Here is a 17718-nt window from a genome sequence, read left to right as displayed (position 1 = left end):
GCTTCACTCCAGAATGTCTCTGTAGTGGTCTTTTATGAGATGGGCGAGGTTGAGTTTTTCGAGATAGTTGGTTGGTGCTAAGAAGGTGACGGTGACGACGCCTGGGTGGCGGCCAATTTCGATTGAGCCTGTGATGGTTGCCCGGTTCATGACTTCGGGAACGGTGATGCCGAGTGCTTCGGCGGCGCGTTCGAGTCCATTTGTCGTAGCATCATTCAGGTTGGCTCCCGTTCCGATGAAGGAGATTGGAAGCGATTCTTCTAGCTTTGATACACCCCACTGCTTGGCGAGCGCCATGGCCGACTCCTTTTCTTTTTTCGTGATCGGTTTTGCCAAGTAAGGGAGGTCTTCCGGAACTGGAAGGAGAATCGGTCCGTCAATCTTCAAGTCTTTAATCACGATCGCCTGGAGGGTGACAATTCCCGCGACATCGGCGGTGTGTCCGGCAATTTCCCCGTCTCCCTGCATGGCGTGCATGTCGCCGAGATAAACGCCGCCGCCTTCAACCTTCACGGGACAAATGAGAACTGCGCCTTCGCGGACCCGGTTTATGTCCATGTGGCCATCTGTCCTGTCTTCCAAATCCCCGGCCGTCATCCCGTATTCATGGGGTGCTCCTACTAAAAACTGGCCGAAGTCACCGGCATTGTGCGAATCCGGCATCCTTTGCGCAGGCGTCGTACCGAGCTGGCCAAGGAAAGGCCTCAGCCTTGCAACCGTGCCGGCCATATCATGAGGAGCAAAGGAGACAATCGGGTTTTGGACCGAATTTTCAGGTGTGTTCATAAAGCTGTGTCCTTGTTCTGCCGCCGCTTCTGCTGCAGCTTTGTTCAATGTCACACCGACTTTCCGGTCCGAATCAAAAGCGATGGTATAGCCGTGTGTAAAAATAAATGGGGTGACATCGGTGTCGCACTTCACGCATCGGACCGATTCCGGGCCCGTCCCAACGACCTTAGTATCCGGATAAAGCGTGCCGCAGCCGGGACATTTCACCGCAACGAACGGATCGCCGACAAACCGGCCTTCGACAGGCGAATCGTTTCCTGATGCCGTTCCCAACGAAGTCACCTGGATTGATTTTATCCTGATGGCAATCGCATCGCCGACTTCTGCTCCTTCAACATAAACAGGCTTGGTCACCTCGTGTCCGCCGCGTAGGCACGGAGTGATCATCGGCCCCCAGCAGCCAGGCGCAGTATTCGCGATAATGTGCCCGCCATTTTTCACTGGTCCTAACATATTTTCCGCGGGATCAAGGATGCCATTCGTAAACTCATTCACAAAAACCGTCTGCTGAGCTTCCTTCTTCATTACCTTCAAAACAACCCCTCCTCATGGAATATGTAACCACTTACATTATATCTAAAAATTGGGTAAGGTTACCAATAAATAGATTGAAGCAAGGGGACGGTTCCGCTGCTTCATTCGACACCCGAATGAAGCGCTGGAACCGTCCCCTTGCTTCATTTAATTTCTATAATCAATCAATTAACCTATGAAATAGGGTTTCTTCATTTTGCAAGAGGGATATACTTCTTGAAAAGGACCGTTTAAAAGACTATGATTAACTTAATGATAATTAATTAATTTAATTAAGTAAGGAGCCATACAAGGCTGTGGAATTAATCCCACTAAGGTGGGTAGTTGGAGGTGGAAGTATGGATCAATCAATTTACGGCCATATTCAAAGGCTTTTGGAATATGGGCTGGACAATCAACTGATCAAAAATGAAGATATCGTTTATGCGAGGAACAGAATAATGGCTTTATTGCAACTAGACACATGGGAAGAGCCTAAAGAATTTGAACATACACCAGTTAGGACTGTAGGGGAGGAAGCTTTCAACGCAGCGGAACTTCTCGATCCAATCCTTGACTGGGCTTATGAGAATGGGCAACTTCATTCTAATACAATAACCGAACGGGATATTCTTGACACTGAAATAATGGATTGCCTGATGCCAAGGCCTTCGGAGGTCATTAGGGAGTTTACGAATCATTTTGCAAAAAGTCCAGAGGAAGCGACGGATTATTTTTATGACCTATCAAAGGCATCTAATTATATCCGAACAGATCGAATTAAAAAGAATATTGAATGGAAAAGCCCCTCTCCATACGGTGAAATTGATATCACGATCAATTTGTCGAAGCCTGAAAAAGATCCGAAGGAAATCGCGCTTTTGAAAAACGCACCGGTTTCTTCCTATCCGGCTTGTCTCTTGTGCAGAGAGAATGAGGGGTATCGCGGAACGGTTAGGAATCCAGCGAGAGCGACACACAGAGTCATCCCGGTTGAGCTGAATGGGGAAGGATGGTACTTCCAATATTCACCATACGTTTATTACAATGAACATTCCATCGTGTTCCGCGGTGAACATGTCCCCATGAAAATATCCAAGGAAACGTTTGTTAGATTACTAGACTTCACTGAGAAATTCCCTCATTATTTCGTCGGTTCGAATGCTGACCTGCCGATTGTCGGCGGTTCAATCCTTTCACACGACCATTTTCAAGGAGGCCGTTATGAATTTGCCATCGAGCGAGCCGATGTAGAAGGAGAATTCGTTCTGGAAAAATACCCGTCCGTTACATTAGGCTTGGTCAATTGGCCGATGTCAGTCATTAGGCTGCGGGGCAATAAGAATGAAGTAGTCGAAGCCAGCTATAAAATTTGGCGGATTTGGCAGCAATATGGGGATGCCAGTGCCGAAATCCACCCATTTACCGATGGGACACCGCATAACACGGTCACACCAATCGCCAGAAGGCGGAATGGCCTGTTTGAGATGGATATTGTCCTGCGAAACAACCGGACGAGCGAACAACATCCAGATGGAATTTTCCATCCACACCAGGAGCTTCATCATATTAAAAAAGAAAATATCGGCTTAATCGAAGTCATGGGCCTAGCCGTTTTGCCAGGGCGGCTTGCCACAGAGCTAAAAAAGGTGGCTGGCTATCTGCTTCAGCCTGTTCCAAAAGAAAGTTGGGACGAGGACGTTGTGAAGCATTACAGCTGGGCGAACGACATTCTTGAAGCACGGAAAGACTTAAATGAAAAAACTGTCATGGACGTTCTGAAGGAAGAAGTCGGGAAGAAATTTGTCACGGTTCTTGAACATGCCGGTGTATTTAAGAGGACTGAAGAAGGGAAGCAGGCTTTCGCAAAACTCAAGGATCATGTCCGAGAGGAATTGCGTCGAGAAGACAACTAAATGATCAATACCGGGGAGGGTTTGGAATGAAAAAAGAAGATTTGTTGTTACTGTTTAAGGAACAGTTTGGCTATGTGGAGAACGCCAGGGTGTTTTTTGCGCCGGGACGTGTCAATTTGATTGGCGAGCATCTTGATTATAATGGAGGGCATGTTTTCCCAGCTGCATTGACGTTTGGCACCTGGGCGGTTGCAGCTCCTCGTGATGACTGGGAGTACAATTTTAGATCCGAGAACATTCCGCTGCCGGTTTCGTGCTCCGCAGCGAATGACATCCATTACAAAAAAGAGGATGACTGGGCGAATTACCCGAAAGGCGTTCTGAAGGAGCTAAAGGAGCATTATCCAGACGGTGCCTTTACAGGTGCGGATATTTTGTTTTATGGCAACATTCCGAACGGGGCGGGGCTTTCTTCTTCTGCGTCAATCGAATTGGCGGCTGGGCTTGCTTTTAGCAGGCTTGCAGGACTTGAGGTCCCTATTTTGGAGCTTGTCAAAATCGGCCAGCGTGTTGAGAACCACTTTATTGGCGTCAATAGCGGCATAATGGACCAATTCGCAGTTGGAATGGGAAAAGAAGGCCATGCGGTCGCCCTGAAATGTGACTCATTGTCGTATGTATACATCCCTGTGGACATTACGGGATATAAACTGATCATAACCAATACGAATAAGCGCCGCGGGCTGGCGGATTCCAAATACAACGAGCGCAGGAGTGAATGCGAACAAGGGCTGGCCATTCTTCAAAATTATATTCCGAATGCGGACTCCCTTGGCGATATCAGTCATGAACAATGGCAGACGATAAAACAGCATATTGAAGACGAAACGATCCGCCGCCGGGTCGAACATGTCATTAGCGAAAATGAGCGCGTCCTTAAAGCAATGGACAGCCTCCAAGGAGACGACCTGCTTGCTTTTGGCAAAAGAATGAAGGAATCCCATGAGTCGCTCCGGGATGATTATGAGGTAACCGGTCCCGAACTCGATGCCTTATTTGAAGAGGCCTCGAAACAGGAAGGCTGCATAGGTACCCGGATGACCGGCGCGGGATTTGGCGGCTGTTCGATCAGCCTTGTTAAAGAAGAAGCCGTAGATGTATTTATAAAAGAGGTTGGCGAAAAGTATGAAAAAAGGATAGGCCTCAAGCCATCCTTTTATATAGCCGAAATTGGCGGCGGAGCAAGGGAAATTTAAAAGGAGGCGGGATAATGGCTATTTTAGTGACAGGCGGCGCGGGTTATATCGGCAGTCATACAGTCGTCGAATTGCTTGCCCATGGTGAGGAGGTTGTTGTCATCGATAACCTGAGGACTGGCCATAAGGGTGCTGTGACTGGGGGGGCGTTTTACGAGGGGGACTTGAAAGACAGGGCATTTCTCGACTCAGTTTTTAAGAAGCATGAGATTGAGGCGGTCATTCATTTTGCCGCCAGCTCCCTTGTTGGGGAAAGTGTTCAAGAGCCACTGAATTATTACGATAATAATCTAATTGCGTCACATTCTCTCATTTCAGCCATGATCGATCATGGGGTAAAAAAGATTGTCTTTTCCTCAACCGCGGCGACATACGGAGAGCCGGAAGAGATTCCGATCAGGGAGGAGATCGCGACAACTCCAACCAGCCCGTACGGAGAGACAAAGCTGGCTATGGAAAAAATGTTTCGCTGGTGTGATGGTCCATACGGCTTGAAGTCGATTTCCCTTCGCTACTTTAACGCGGCAGGCGCCCATCCGGACGGACTCATTGGCGAAGATCATACACCTGAGAGCCATCTTATCCCAATTATCCTTCAGGTTGCGCTTGGACAGAGGGAGGCCATCGGCATTTTCGGTGACGATTATCCGACAGAGGACGGGACATGTATCCGTGATTATATCCATGTCATGGACTTGGCCAATGCCCACTGGCTTGCATTAGAGTATTTGCGCAAAAATGACACGAGCGGTGTTTTCAATCTTGGTAACGGGACAGGCTTCTCGGTCAAGCAGGTCATTGAAGAAGCGCGAAAGGTAACAAACCACCCTATTCCAGAAAAAATCAGTGAACGAAGGGCGGGAGATCCCGCGGTTTTAATCGCTTCTTCCGACAGGGCCAAGGAGGTTCTTGGCTGGAAGCCGAAATATAATGATTTACGAACGATTATTGAAACAGCATGGAAATGGCATCAGGCAAATCCGAACGGGTTTATCGACTGAATGCCCTCCTGCAGGCAAAAGAAAAACAGACTCGGCGCGTGCGCGTGGAGTCTGTTTTTTTATTTGGTTGTAATTTTCACTTAAAGCTTTGGCGCCTTTTGCGGTTTTTCACCGGGCTCTTGTTTTTTTATTGACGGCCAACCATCTTTCCATATGATTGGGTCGAGCATAAGCGGCCTACGCGTAATGCCGCTAATCATTTTAGGCTCGTCCTTTTGGATTGCGTGATAAACGATCCAGTCTTTCCCTTCCTTATCCGTAATGATGGCATTGTGTCCCGGACCAGCAAAGTTTTTGCTTGAAGCTAGAATAACGGTTCCATTTGATGTCATAATATCCTTGCCGTCCTTGTCCAAGTAAGGCCCTTTAATGGACTTAGACCTCGCAACAGCTACGTGGTATGTACTATTTTCCCCTTCACAGCAGGAGCCTAGTGACAAAAACATGTAATAATAGCCATTCTTCTTCATGATATACGGTGCTTCGAATGCGTTCCCTGCAACTTGAAAAGGATTCCCGACCGTTTTCAAGCCATCCTTGGTCAGTTCAATTCCATAAATGCCGTGAAAGCTTCCCCAAAATAAATAAGGGGTGCCGTTATCATCATAAAAGGCCGGATCAATTGAGTTATCCACCCCTATTTCCAGGCTCCTTAGCAACTTTCCATGATCTGTAAAAGGCCCTTCAGGAACATCGCTTGTCGCAACACCGATTCCAGGGTCTTCATCTCCCCATGTGGATAAAGAGTAATAAAGATAGTACTTATTTTGGTAGTAGCGGATATCCGGCGCCCAAATCCCGCCTTCTTTCCAGTTTGGACTTAAACCCGCTTCGAACGCTTCTCCAACATAGTCCCATTTTACGAGATCCTTAGAACGTACAACGGGCACATAACGTGGGCCCATTCCATCTCCCCAGTTATCTTCTGTGCCGTAAACATAAAAATAGCCATCATCCGCTTCAATAATTGAAGGGTCTGCCATAACCGGTTCGAAGACTGGATTTTGAAATTCCCCTGATTTCGGGGACAGATTCTTTGCAGCGGGTTTTTCATTTTTTTCATTACATCCCGCCAAACCAACAAACACAGCAGCCAAAATCAAAAGAGACCTGATCCACTTCTTACTAATCACCCATACCCCCTTAATAAAATTACTTTACTTATACACCAAGAATACTAACTATAATCCGTCATGACAATCAATTTGGTGAAGCAGGGGGAAGCAGGGGGACGGTTCTATTGCTTCATTCGACACCCGAAGGAAGCAATAGAACCGTCCCCGTGCCTCATAAACCAATAGAGTTGAATCTATTTTCCCAGTTTAGATGTATTTCAGATGGGTTATTATAATCTTAACTGTAAGTAAATTCTGTTTCTTATGAAAACGGTGACAAATGAAAACGTTGACAAATTTATTGGGGTTGATTATGATAAGGATACAAAGTAAATTAATTTAATTAAGTTATCTTTGTAAAGATTTACCCACCTATATTTTGTGTAAGGATTGAAGTTTACTAGTTTTTACTTTTTTAATTCGAGGGGGCAATAAACGTATGAAGAAGAAAAAATGGCTTGGTTTAGCGTTAGCGTCTGTTCTCGCTTTAGGAACGCTAGCTGGATGTACAAGTGAAAAGGAATCCGGCAAGTCATCAGGAGAGGGCGGTTCCGGCACTGAGATTACATATTGGGCACCTTTCTCCGGTGCTGACGGTCCGCGCATGAAAACAATTGTTGAAAACTACAACAAGTCACAAGACAAATATGATGTGGATTTCCAGATTGTCCCGCAGACTGATTACTACAAAACGGTGGATCTTTCGCTGTCGGGACAGAAGGATGGACCTGATGTTTTAATTATGCATACCGACCAAATCCTGAACTATACAGAGAAAAACTTGTTGAAGGATTTAACTGACACTATTGAAAAAACCGGCGTAAAGCCTGAAGACTATTCCGAAACTGCTTGGAAGAGCGGTGAAATTGATGGGAAACAATATTCGATTCCACTAGATATTCACCCGCTAGTTCTTTACTATAACAAAGATATGTTTGAGGCAGCGGGCCTGGATCCTGAAAAAGCACCTACAAACCGTGAAGAGTTCGTTGCAGCTGCGAAAGCCATGACAGATACTTCGAAAAATCAGTACGGCTTTGTCGTACCGACACTTTGGCCGAACCAGTTCATTTATCCGACAGTGTTCTACCAAAACGGTGGGGAATTACTGAAGGATGGCAAGCCAAACTATAACAGTCCTGAAGGCGTTGAAGCACTCGCTTTCCTTCGCAGCCTGATTGATAAGGAAAAAGTATCTCCTGAAAACGTTCAGCAGGATGGAGAGGTCACACTATTCCTCCAAGGTAAAAACGGCATGCAGCTGAATGGGCCATGGATGATGGAACAGTGGGATAAAGCAGGCATCAACTACGGTGTTGCCGAAGTCCCAATGCTCGGTACAAAAGAACAAGCAGTCTATGCAAACGGCCATAACTTTGTCATCCCTGCGTCTGTAAAAGACTCCAAAAAGCTTGAGGGGGTTGCCGACTTCCTGAAGTATGTAGCTGAAAATACAATGGAGTGGGCAAAGTCTGGACAGGCGCCAGCCTCCAAAGCAATCTATGAGCAAAATGAAGAATTCAAACAGATGAACCAGCAGCCAAAGGTTGCAGCTCAGTTCGAATATGCAAAGTTCGCTCCAAGCATTGCAAACTGGGGACAAATTTCCGATCCGTTATGGGCTGAAGTAAACCTTGCCCTGCTAGGCAAAAAAGATCCTCAAAAGGCTCTTGATGATGCAACGAAAAAAGCGGAACAAATTTTGAATAAGTAATTTTTGCAGGGAGACGGACCTGGTGAGCCATTCACCTGTTCGCCTCCCGTTTTGTTTTATTGGTAGTCGAAATGGTTGTACATTTTGAAAGGAGGCGTTGAAGTGAACCAGACAAGCTGGAAATCGAAATTGACTTCAAGTCTGTTTGTTCTGCCTTACCTGATTTTATTTACAGTATTTTTGTTCATCCCAATCATTTATGGTGCGTGGATGAGCCTCCATAATTGGGATCTCTTGAATCCAGTCCATGATTTCGTAGGGTTGAAAAATTACACGAAAATTTTTAACAGCGATTCTTATTTGAATACCCTCTTTTTCGAAGGGCTGAAGAACACGCTCCAGTTTGTGGTTTTTAGTGTACCGCTATTGGTCGCAGTCGGGCTGGGGCTTGCGCTGCTTATTAGCAGTCTGCCAAACAGGCTGAAAGGGTTTTTCCGGACGGTTTACTTTATCCCGTATGCTGTTTCGGTTTCCGTTGTGGCAATTATCTGGCTCTGGCTGCTCGATACAAACAGCGGGCTAATCAACCAGTACCTTCAAAAAATAGGCCTCCCATTTATTCCTTGGCTGACGGATATGCCTTGGGCATGGGTTTCCATTATCATTGCGACGCTTTGGTGGACAATCGGCTTTAATATGGTCATTTTCATTAATGCATTAAATGATGTACCGGAAGAACTTTATGAAGCAGGCTCACTTGATGGAACGAGCCGCTGGCAGCGTTTTATTTACATCACACTTCCAAGTATCAGGCCAACCATGCTGTTCGTCCTCATCACGTCCACAATTGCTTCTTTTAATATTTTTGGACAGCCTTATTTGATGACAAGGGGCGGCCCAGGTACTTCTACAAAGGTTCTATTAATGAACATTGTTGATGAAGCTTTCAACCAAAGACAACTCGGAAATGCAGCCGCTATGAGCTTGTTGATGGCCTTAATTATGATTGTGATTTCGATTGCCCAATTCAGGCTTACGAATAGGAAGGAGGACTAGTAGCATGCAAAGCAAAGGTTTTAAAGTGTTTATCGTTACTTTGGCAGTGATCATTGGGCTGATATTCATCTTGCCAATCATCTGGATGCTGCTGACTTCTTTCAAGTCTGACCAGGAGGCTTTTACAGCAGGATTAAAATGGCTCCCTCAAGTGTTCACTGCGGAGAACTACCAGTATGCTTTTTCTGACAACCGGGAAACGCCGGTGCTCAAATGGATGGGGAACTCCCTATTCGTCGGAATTACTGGGACACTGATTGTCTTGGTTGTCGATACAATGGCAGCCTATGGACTTGCTAGGCTTGATGTTCCGTTCCGGAGATTTTTTATCAGCCTGTTCATCGGGTCCCTGATGATTCCATGGGTTATTACGTTCCTGCCGCTATATATGGAATTCCGTACGTTTGGGCTGTTAAATACGTATGCTGTGCTCATTTTGCCTTATTCAGCGAATGCGTTCGGAGTCTTCCTCCTCTATCAGTATTTTAGAGGTTTCCCTAAAGAACTGGAGGAAGCGGCCTTTCTCGATGGGGCAAACAAGTGGCAAGTATTTACGAAAGTTGTTTTGCCGTCAGCGCGCCCGGTTATTTGGACGCTTGCCATTTTCACATTCATGGGCATTTATAACGATTTCCTCTGGCCGCTTGTTACGACAAGCTCTCCTGAAATGCGAACGATTACGACTGGTATTGCCGTGATGCAGCAAGGAAGCTTCGTTTCTTCTCCGGCAAAATTAATGGCGCTGACCTCGATTGCAACCATTCCGGCGGTTCTGCTCTTTATTATCGGACAGCGTTCGTTTATTAAAGGAGTTAACCAAACTGGAATCAAATAGAATTTTTGCAGGAAGGATTGAAAAGAATGTTTATACCCCGCAATGATTATCCAAGACCTCAATTCGTTAGGAGGGAATGGGAGAATTTAAACGGGCAATGGAATTTTGCATTTGATGATGAAAATAAAGGGCTTGACGAAAAATGGTATGCCAATTTTCCGAAAGGGAAGGAAATTACCGTTCCGTTCGCATTCCAGACGGAAATGAGCGGCATTCACGATACAACCTTCCATGACATCGTATGGTATCACCGCACTATCTCGGTTCCTGAAGAGTGGAAAGATAAGCAAATCATTCTCCATTTCGGTGCGGTCGATTACCGGTCCTGGGTCTATGTAAATGGCAATCTCGCATGCTATCACGAGGGCGGAAACACACCGTTTTCTGTTGATATGACACATCTTTTGAAAAAGGACGGCAGCGAGGACGAAATCGCTGTACGGGTGGAAGATCCTTCCGAAGACGCTACAATCCCAAGGGGAAAGCAGTACTGGCATGAAAAGTCGGAGTCCATTTTTTATACTCGGACAACAGGGATCTGGCAGACGGTTTGGATGGAGCCTATTGAAAAGACGTCTCTAGGATCCATTCGCTGGACGCCGGACATCGATAACGGTGACATTCACCTAGAGGTTGAAATCGATGGAGATATGATCGAAGGTTTGGGCCTTGAAGTGGAGATTACCTTTAATGGGCAAAAACTCATCTCTGACCTGGCAGGTATCCTTGAAACGTATACGAAACGTTCCTTCAATTTGCGGAACCGGTTTACAGACCGAAGCAATATCCACGGACCGGGCTGGTACTGGTCGCCAGAGCATCCGAACTTGTTCGATGCGAAGCTCGTCCTGAAGGCGGGAGACAGAGTGCTCGATTCCGTCGATTCTTATTTTGGCATGAGGAAGGTTTCGGTTGAAGATGGCATCTTTATGCTGAACAACAAGCCTTATTATCAAAAACTTGTCCTTGACCAAGGCTATTTTCCAGGGGCTCTTCTGACTGCTCCGACGGATGAGGCGTTAAAACGGGATATCGAGCTTGCAAAGGAAATGGGCTTCAACGGGGCAAGGAAACACCAAAAGGTAGAGGATCCCCGTTATTTATACTGGGCCGATCAACTCGGCTTCCTCGTCTGGGGTGAAATGGCGAATGCTTCTGAATACAGTGAAGAAGCAGCGCGCCGGATTGCGACGGAATGGTTCGATGTTGTCAAGCGTGACTACAGTCATCCATCCATCATCGTCTGGCTGCCGCTGAATGAAAGCTGGGGCTTCTCGCGCGTCGCCTATGACAAGCAGCAGCAGGCGCACGCCACTTCCATGTACTGGCTGACAAAGTCGATTGATCAGACAAGGCTCGTCCTGTCCAATGATGGCTGGGAGCACACCGTTTCCGACATTTGCGGAATCCATAACTACAGCAGTGCCGAGGAAATGGAAAAGGCCTATCAATCACTGGAAAGCGCCCTCACAACGACTCCTGCAAACCGGGTCATCTATGCGAAAGGGTACGAATACCAAGGTGAGCCAATCATGATTACAGAGTATGGCGGTATCGCTTATAAAGTCGATGAGCAGGAGGGCTGGGGCTATTCAGCTGTTCAATCTGGTGAAAGCCTCATTGAAGAGTACCGGAAACAAACCGACGTCCTGTTTAACAGCTCAATCGTCCAAGGTTTCTGCTATACGCAGCTGACAGACGTCGAACAGGAAATCAACGGCCTGCTCACGTACGACCGCGAACCAAAGTGCGATTTAAGCAAAATTAAAGAAATAAATTCACGGAAATAACCAAAAGCGCAAGCGCCTTGGTCATCGCCGTACAAACTGGAAGGGCTTTGACTGAGATAAAGGAATCACGAAGAGCGTTAGCGCATTCGTGCATGACTTATCGTAGGGAGGAGACCTGAAGTTTGCGCACGCGTAGGCGCTGAAGCTAGATGTAGCCAAGATTGAAAATAAAGTTATCCACAGTTGTGAAATCTATCCTAAAAAACCCTGCACCTCCAATTGGAGGTGCAGGGTTTTTGTGTACTAGTTAGCCCTAATTTTTCCAAAAATGCTAACCGTAAAGCGGGTGGTCATGCAGCTGTCCTGGTTGAAAAAAGTTCGACTAGGATGAGGGCGACCGCTCCCATGACAGTTGCATCATCGCCAAATTTTGAAATGAGAATTTCGGTGTTTTTAGCTGGTTTCGTGACTGCTTTTTGCAAAACTGTCCGGTTGATTGCATCAAACACAAAGTCCTGGGCATTTGAAACGCCGCCGCCAATAATGATTTTGTCAGGGTTCAGCGTATGAATCAAGTTTGTCAACCCAATTCCTAGGTAATGGCCGGCTTGCTCGAGAGCAGCGGTGCAAAGCTGATCCCCCTTTTTGGCAGCCTCATAAACCAATTCCCCGGTCACTTTATCGGGATCGTTGCCTGCAAGCTCGCTAATTAAGCCTGAATACCCCATCTTGATGCGCTTTTTGACAGCTTCAGCAATGGCAGGACCGGAGGCAAAGGCCTGGAGACAGCCGAAGTTTCCGCACGAACATTTCGGTCCATTTACATCGATTATCATGTGGCCGATCTCCCCACTTATGCAGTTACTTCCGTGGAACAGCTTTCCATTTATAACGATTCCTGCCCCGATACCCCGGCCTGCGTTTACGCAGACAAAGCTGTTATAGCTGCCTCCGTGGCCAAACCACAATTCGCCCAAGCTCATTGCTCGGGCATCATTTTCCACTTTAACAGCCATTTTGAATTCTTTTTCCAGCACTTCTTTAATCGGAATGTTTTGAAGATCAAGGTTCGGTGCGAAAATCGATTCGCCCTTCTCAATATCGACAATACCATGCATGGCAACCCCGATGCCAATTATTTTATCTACATTAATATGGCCGGATTGTTTTATTGTATGAATCGCTTCTTTCAGAAAATTTAACAACATCTCTTTTGTTACTTCAGGTGGAAGCGGGAAATTCTTTTTTACAAGAAGCTTTCCGGTAATGGTTGTGATAATGGCTTTTATACTTCTTGAGCCGACATCCAAGCCAACAACGTGGAAGTTATCCCCGTTCAAAGTAAGGAGGGTTGGCTTGCGGCCGCCGCTTGATTCGCCAAGCTTTTGTTCAATTACGATCCCAGCCTGCAGCAATTCTTTCACTAGATTGCTCACTGTTGGAGGAGTAAGCTTTGTCAATTTCGCAATTTCAGATCTTGAAATAGGCTCGTGACGCCGTATGATATTTAGGATTAAAGACCGGTTCATTGATTTCATAAGTTGGAAACTGCCAATTTGAAATTTGTTTGTCATTTTGTCACTCCTTCAACAATGCACACAACTTTCTTTATTAAATTTAATTATAAACTATTTGCAGGAGATATAATACATAAGAGAGGTATTTTCTTGCAAAAAGGCTGTTTGAAGGGATTATTTGATTGCAGATTACATTTGCGGGATATCTTTATTCCTCTTTCGAGATTAATTAATCAAGTTTAATTTTATAAAAGTTTAGAAGAAGCAAAACCAGCATATTTTACTAAGATTTTACAAATTCGTCACAATTATCAATTATAGGAAAATAATATATAAAAATAGAATTTACATCCACTAAATGGGAAATTATAATATAAGTGAAGAAGCAAGTGACTTGATTTGACAACATTTGCTGAAAACGACAGAGAATCAGAGGCTTCTACAGAAACTTTTCTACTATCTTATCTCAAATCGCCTGCTTTTGGCACCAGGATTCGTCACAAGCAATATGCATGTAAAGCCCAGAGTTAATTTTGCTAAAAATTACAAGAAGGCCATGAAGGTTTTTATGCTTACAATACGCGTGGGGAAGGGAAGGACGAGGGCCACAAGGCAAAAGTAGTCAGGGAAAAGTTTATTTATGGGGGAGTCTATGTGATAGAAATAGCAGAAGATTATTTGGTTAATGAGAAGACCGTTCTAATTACTGGCGAGTATGACCAATACGGGAATCTTTTTTCAAAAGTATTGGAAGGAAATAAAATCATTTATGTCAAAATGCCTCCAATCCAGCTCATCAATTTATCACTCGTCCGGCTAGGCTCCAGCTTTATCGGAGCGCGCCACAGTTCAAAGGCGCTGCTCAGCGGAATCCGGATGCACCCAATCACTGTCAACACAAGTCTGGGAATATGGCTTTTTCCGTCAAAATCATTTGGAAAGTCAAATTGTGTCTGGTTTTCACTTATGCATGTGAGGGGAACGAAGAAAAACGGGTTAAAGAAGACAATCGTCCAGCTCAGCTACGGCCATACATACGAAATCAATATGAAGGAAGCCTCTTTCAATCAAAAGCGGAAAAAAGCGGAAGAGCTTCGGGAAATTGTCATCAAGCACACAAAAAACCCTCTCACCCTGTACGTGGAACGGGAAAAAGGTATTCGGGTCGTCGAGGAAGAAGAGACCGTTTATTGGCTGGACCAGGATTAACATAGCAGGAACGAAAAGCCCGGTTTAACTCCGCTGCAGCAGCAGACGGCATGTTAAGACGGGCTTTTTTTTTTGCGTAGAGAAGGCAGTTTAAAAGTTTTTGCAAAAAAAAAAGATATTTTAGGTTTACTAAGCCATAAATGTGGAAAATCACTATAGATATAGAAATAAGCTCTAGATTGATTGTTATACAAAAATTTGTTAAATTTATTTATAGCACAAATATAGTACGACAAGGGCAAATCCATTGAAAAGTGGAGACGCAAAACTACAGGGGCTAAAGCTATGAATATAGCCAAGCCAGCCAGTTTCCGAATACGGCCCTGCAGTATACGGAGCAAATAAGGGGGTAATTGTGTTGAAGAACTTACTAAAAGGAAAGTACTATTTTCATCTTTTTTTACATCGGTACAACCAGCGGCTGACCCATGACGCAGTATGTGAAAACTTGAAAGCGAAGCTGATGGCAAAAGCCTGCTACCATGGCAAAAAAGCCACCTTTTTAACAACTAAATTTGAATGAACAACTTGACTGCCCGGAAACCCGGGCAGTTTTTATTTTGAAACCGGTTTGGTCTGTTGTATGGGATGAGTAACAAATGGGGAAGCTTGGGAATGATGCGAACAATCAAAAAAGTTAAAAAGTCCGCACCGAAACTTTAAAAAATCGTCTAATAATGTGAGAGGGCATGTGGGCAATGGCTGCCTCTACATAGTTGGGTAACAATCCCCTTCTCACATTTTTTTGCAAAATGGAATTGTCCTTAAGAAAGGGGCAGGAAAAATGAGATGGATTGGATTAACTTTTTCGGCAGTCATTCTTTTGGCTGGTTTAACATACGGAAGCCTGAATTGGACTGGAAACGCGGAAAGCGCCCAGCCACCGAAGGAAACTGGAGGCACTTCGAATCGGCGTGAACTGGAAACGTTGGACCTATCTGCCATTCGTGAGCTCATGGAGGGGTATTTTGCCATAAACGCCCTTGCCAGCCAGTATATGGAGGAAAAAGGTTACTGGAAGGAAAATCTCACCGACAAGGAAATCGACCTGGAAGGTTTTTATCCGATGGTTTCAGGGCTGGTGACACGGGACTGGCTGAAGTCGCTTGACGAGCTAATGCTCGAGATGAACGATACTTACGGGGAAGGGATGTCGCCGCCAGATTTGGATGTCCGGATGGAGGTTATTGAAAACGCTCCTGGCAAAATTAAAATTAAAACAGTAAAACTGCCTGATGACCTGGATGCCGGGTATACGCCGTTCGGCATCCATTATTATATGACTGCCGTGAAAGTGGATGGTATGTGGCTGATTGATGATGTCCTGCAGGTACCCGCAAAGAGTGAGCCGCTCGAGTTGAGTTGGGAGGAAGCGGAACAGCACCTGAAGGCGAATGGCATTGAGGCAAAGTATAAAGGAACAGCGGTCATGGATGGGCCAATTATGTATTCAGATACATGGGAATTTGTTAATATTCCGATGAAGGTCTATCTTGTCGAACATCCTCAGGTTAAAGGGATATCCGCAGTTACGGGCAAGGTTATCTTTAGGGAAGAGTAGGCGGAGCGGGTTTCGAAACTGTTTTTTTTGATGGTTGGTGTTTAAACCGGGAGGCTATAAGCTTTCCGGTTTTTAGCGTGATTAAAATGGCTACCAACTAAATTTTGCGAAAAATCTGCCATAAAATAAAAGGAGGCGGGAATCTAATGATTCCCGCCTGACCTAAAAATGTCTTTTCTCTATTTAACTTGCTATTTACTTATCTACCTAGCTGCACTGGCGTCATTTCGCTGTTCAGCGGCTGGAATGTATAATTCTGGTTCTTCAGGTATTCCATTAATGCAGGCAGATGGGCGAGCGTTTCCGGACGTTCATGAAGCAGAATGACGATAGGCCCAGTGCTGTTGCGTTGTTTTTCAAGCTGTTCGATCACACTGTCCACATAGCGGGCGTTGCGGAAGGCCCAGTCCCTGCTGTCAACCGTCCAATCCCACATTTTATATCCATTTTCAATGACCGCCTGTTTATAAGCGGGTGTCATATGAGGAGAACTGCCAAATGGAGTACGGATTAATACAGTATCAATCCCAGTTAAATTCTTGACAGTTGCTCTAGCCTGGTTCATTTCACCAATCACAGACTGGGCGGATTTATAAAACTCCGTCTTGCTGTGTGTCACGCCATGCAAACCAAGGCTGTGTCCCGATGAAGCCATCCGCTTAACCGCGGCCGGGTGCTGCTTCATATTGCCGTCCAACATGAAAAAGGTTGCCTTGGCATTGTATTTGTCGAGCACGTCAAGGATTTGCCCTGATACATTGTGCGGGCCGTCATCGAATGTTAGGTAAACTGGTCGGCCATTCCCGGTGTTGACTGGCTTAGCGGGTTCTGTTGGCATTTTTACGGGAGGTACAGGCGGTGCTGGTGTCTGTGGCTGCTTGGCTGGGGCGCTAGCTTGCGTTTTAACCGCAGGTTTTACTCCGGGTTTCACTGCCACAGGCTGCTTTGCACCTTCCGTGTTTCCCTGTTCGATTTCCTTTTTTTCATCAACAGCTGGCTCTTGCTTCCTCACTTCTTCGGATTCGCCTTGAGGGGCTATTGGTTTAGAAGGCTGGAGGCTCGGGTCGTAGTTCGGAAACTCAGCGGCATATTCATTTTTTAACCCGGAAACTATCGGACTCGGAATCTTCTCGGATTTCGCATCAGACTTTAATGCACCAACACCTAAAATGGCCCCATAAATGAGCGGCACTAGCGCAATACATACTAAAAAACTCCTCAGCCTTTTACTTCTAAACAAATTTCCCATTTTTCTTTCCCCTCGGTTTCTCGTGATTTTTCTCTACACCTATATTAACGAAAATATTTCGTCTATGTTACAAATATTTCCCCTTTTTTACAAAATACTAGATTCATAGGGAAAATGGTAGGTTAAATCGACCTATTTGTATTACAAAGTGGTGAAAGTAAGTTTTTCCAGTCAGGTTGAAATGAAGCTTGAATTAACATTCAAACATTAGAAAAAGTGGTGCAGAGATGTCCCGATTTGCAGTGAAATTCGTCGAGGTTGTCACGCAAAGCCTGTATGAGTGACAACAATCCGGAAAAACCGGTCGAGGTTGTCACTCATGTGAAAATTATGCAGACAGATAAAGGATTGGCAGCGATAAATGAAGAATATATTCA

Annotated in this window: 14 protein-coding genes and 1 riboswitch; of the genes, 10 read left to right on the top strand and 4 right to left on the bottom strand. The window is 45.4% G+C overall.

Translation table 11 applies throughout. The features are described from left to right. Positions 1-3: 3 nt before the first annotated feature. Complete coding sequence (locus D1B31_RS03610) at positions 4-1314, bottom strand: acetamidase/formamidase family protein (protein ID WP_118919573.1); 1311 nt, start codon at positions 1312-1314, stop codon at positions 4-6. Positions 1315-1661: 347 nt separating this feature from the next. On the opposite strand from D1B31_RS03610, the gene galT reads away from it, so the two are divergent. Genes galT through galE form a run of 3 tightly spaced genes read left to right on the top strand, consistent with a single transcriptional unit; the run spans position 1662 to position 5415 of the window. Next, positions 1662-3218 carry a UDP-glucose--hexose-1-phosphate uridylyltransferase gene (gene galT, locus D1B31_RS03605; protein WP_118919384.1) on the top strand — a complete coding sequence of 519 codons (1557 nt, stop codon included), beginning with the start codon at positions 1662-1664 and terminating at the stop codon, positions 3216-3218. A 26-nt stretch (positions 3219-3244) separates the two neighbouring features. After that, positions 3245-4414, top strand: coding sequence for a galactokinase (locus D1B31_RS03600; protein WP_118919383.1), 1170 nt, complete (start codon positions 3245-3247; stop codon positions 4412-4414). Positions 4415-4428: 14 nt separating this feature from the next. Then, positions 4429-5415: a UDP-glucose 4-epimerase GalE gene (gene galE, locus D1B31_RS03595; protein WP_118919382.1), complete on the top strand. Its 987-nt coding sequence runs from the start codon at positions 4429-4431 to the stop codon at positions 5413-5415. Positions 5416-5495: 80 nt separating this feature from the next. On the opposite strand, the gene D1B31_RS03590 is transcribed toward galE, so the two are convergent. Then, positions 5496-6548, bottom strand: a complete 1053-nt coding sequence (locus D1B31_RS03590) for a family 43 glycosylhydrolase (protein ID WP_240035147.1) — start codon at positions 6546-6548, stop codon at positions 5496-5498. Positions 6549-6969: 421 nt separating this feature from the next. Here D1B31_RS03590 and D1B31_RS03585 point away from each other — a divergent pair, with 421 nt between their 5' ends. The 4 genes from D1B31_RS03585 to D1B31_RS03570 all read left to right on the top strand — a co-directional run bounded on the left by D1B31_RS03585 (position 6970) and on the right by D1B31_RS03570 (position 11865). Continuing rightward, positions 6970-8244 carry an ABC transporter substrate-binding protein gene (locus D1B31_RS03585; protein WP_118919381.1) on the top strand — a complete coding sequence of 425 codons (1275 nt, stop codon included), beginning with the start codon at positions 6970-6972 and terminating at the stop codon, positions 8242-8244. 102 nt (positions 8245-8346) lie between these two features. After that, complete coding sequence (locus tag D1B31_RS03580; RefSeq protein ID WP_118919380.1) at positions 8347-9240, top strand: carbohydrate ABC transporter permease; 894 nt, start codon at positions 8347-8349, stop codon at positions 9238-9240. A 4-nt stretch (positions 9241-9244) separates the two neighbouring features. Continuing rightward, positions 9245-10075, top strand: coding sequence for a carbohydrate ABC transporter permease (locus tag D1B31_RS03575; protein WP_118919379.1), 831 nt, complete (start codon positions 9245-9247; stop codon positions 10073-10075). A 26-nt stretch (positions 10076-10101) separates the two neighbouring features. After that, positions 10102-11865 (top strand): glycoside hydrolase family 2 protein, encoded by a 1764-nt coding sequence (locus D1B31_RS03570; protein ID WP_118919378.1) that lies wholly within the window; start codon positions 10102-10104, stop codon positions 11863-11865. Positions 11866-12155: 290 nt separating this feature from the next. Here the strand turns inward: D1B31_RS03570 and D1B31_RS03565 are convergent, their stop codons facing one another. Beyond that, entirely contained in the window at positions 12156-13379 is a 1224-nt protein-coding gene (locus D1B31_RS03565; protein ID WP_118919377.1) for an ROK family transcriptional regulator, read from the bottom strand. Between the two features lie 597 nt (positions 13380-13976). Here D1B31_RS03565 and D1B31_RS03560 point away from each other — a divergent pair. The 3 genes from D1B31_RS03560 to D1B31_RS03555 all read left to right on the top strand — a co-directional run bounded on the left by D1B31_RS03560 (position 13977) and on the right by D1B31_RS03555 (position 16092). Beyond that, entirely contained in the window at positions 13977-14531 is a 555-nt protein-coding gene (locus D1B31_RS03560; protein WP_158587428.1) for a competence protein ComK, read from the top strand. A gap of 227 nt (positions 14532-14758) precedes the next feature. Further along, a riboswitch (cyclic di-GMP riboswitch) is annotated at positions 14759-14847 on the top strand. 42 nt (positions 14848-14889) lie between these two features. Beyond that, entirely contained in the window at positions 14890-15054 is a 165-nt protein-coding gene (locus D1B31_RS24040; protein ID WP_158587427.1) for a hypothetical protein, read from the top strand. A 261-nt stretch (positions 15055-15315) separates the two neighbouring features. Continuing rightward, positions 15316-16092: a hypothetical protein gene (locus D1B31_RS03555; protein ID WP_118919375.1), complete on the top strand. Its 777-nt coding sequence runs from the start codon at positions 15316-15318 to the stop codon at positions 16090-16092. Positions 16093-16291: 199 nt separating this feature from the next. Here the strand turns inward: D1B31_RS03555 and D1B31_RS03550 are convergent, their stop codons facing one another. Then, a complete protein-coding gene (locus D1B31_RS03550; protein WP_118919374.1) occupies positions 16292-17341 on the bottom strand; it encodes a polysaccharide deacetylase family protein in 1050 nt (349 codons plus the stop codon). Between the last annotated feature and the right edge of the window lie 377 nt (positions 17342-17718).

It is taken from the genome of Neobacillus notoginsengisoli, from assembly GCF_003515685.1.
GTDB classification, from domain to species: Bacteria; Bacillota; Bacilli; order Bacillales; family Cytobacillaceae; genus Bacillus_D; species Bacillus_D notoginsengisoli.
Note: the sequence above shows the minus strand (reverse complement) of the source record. Positions and strands in the feature narration are given on the sequence as shown.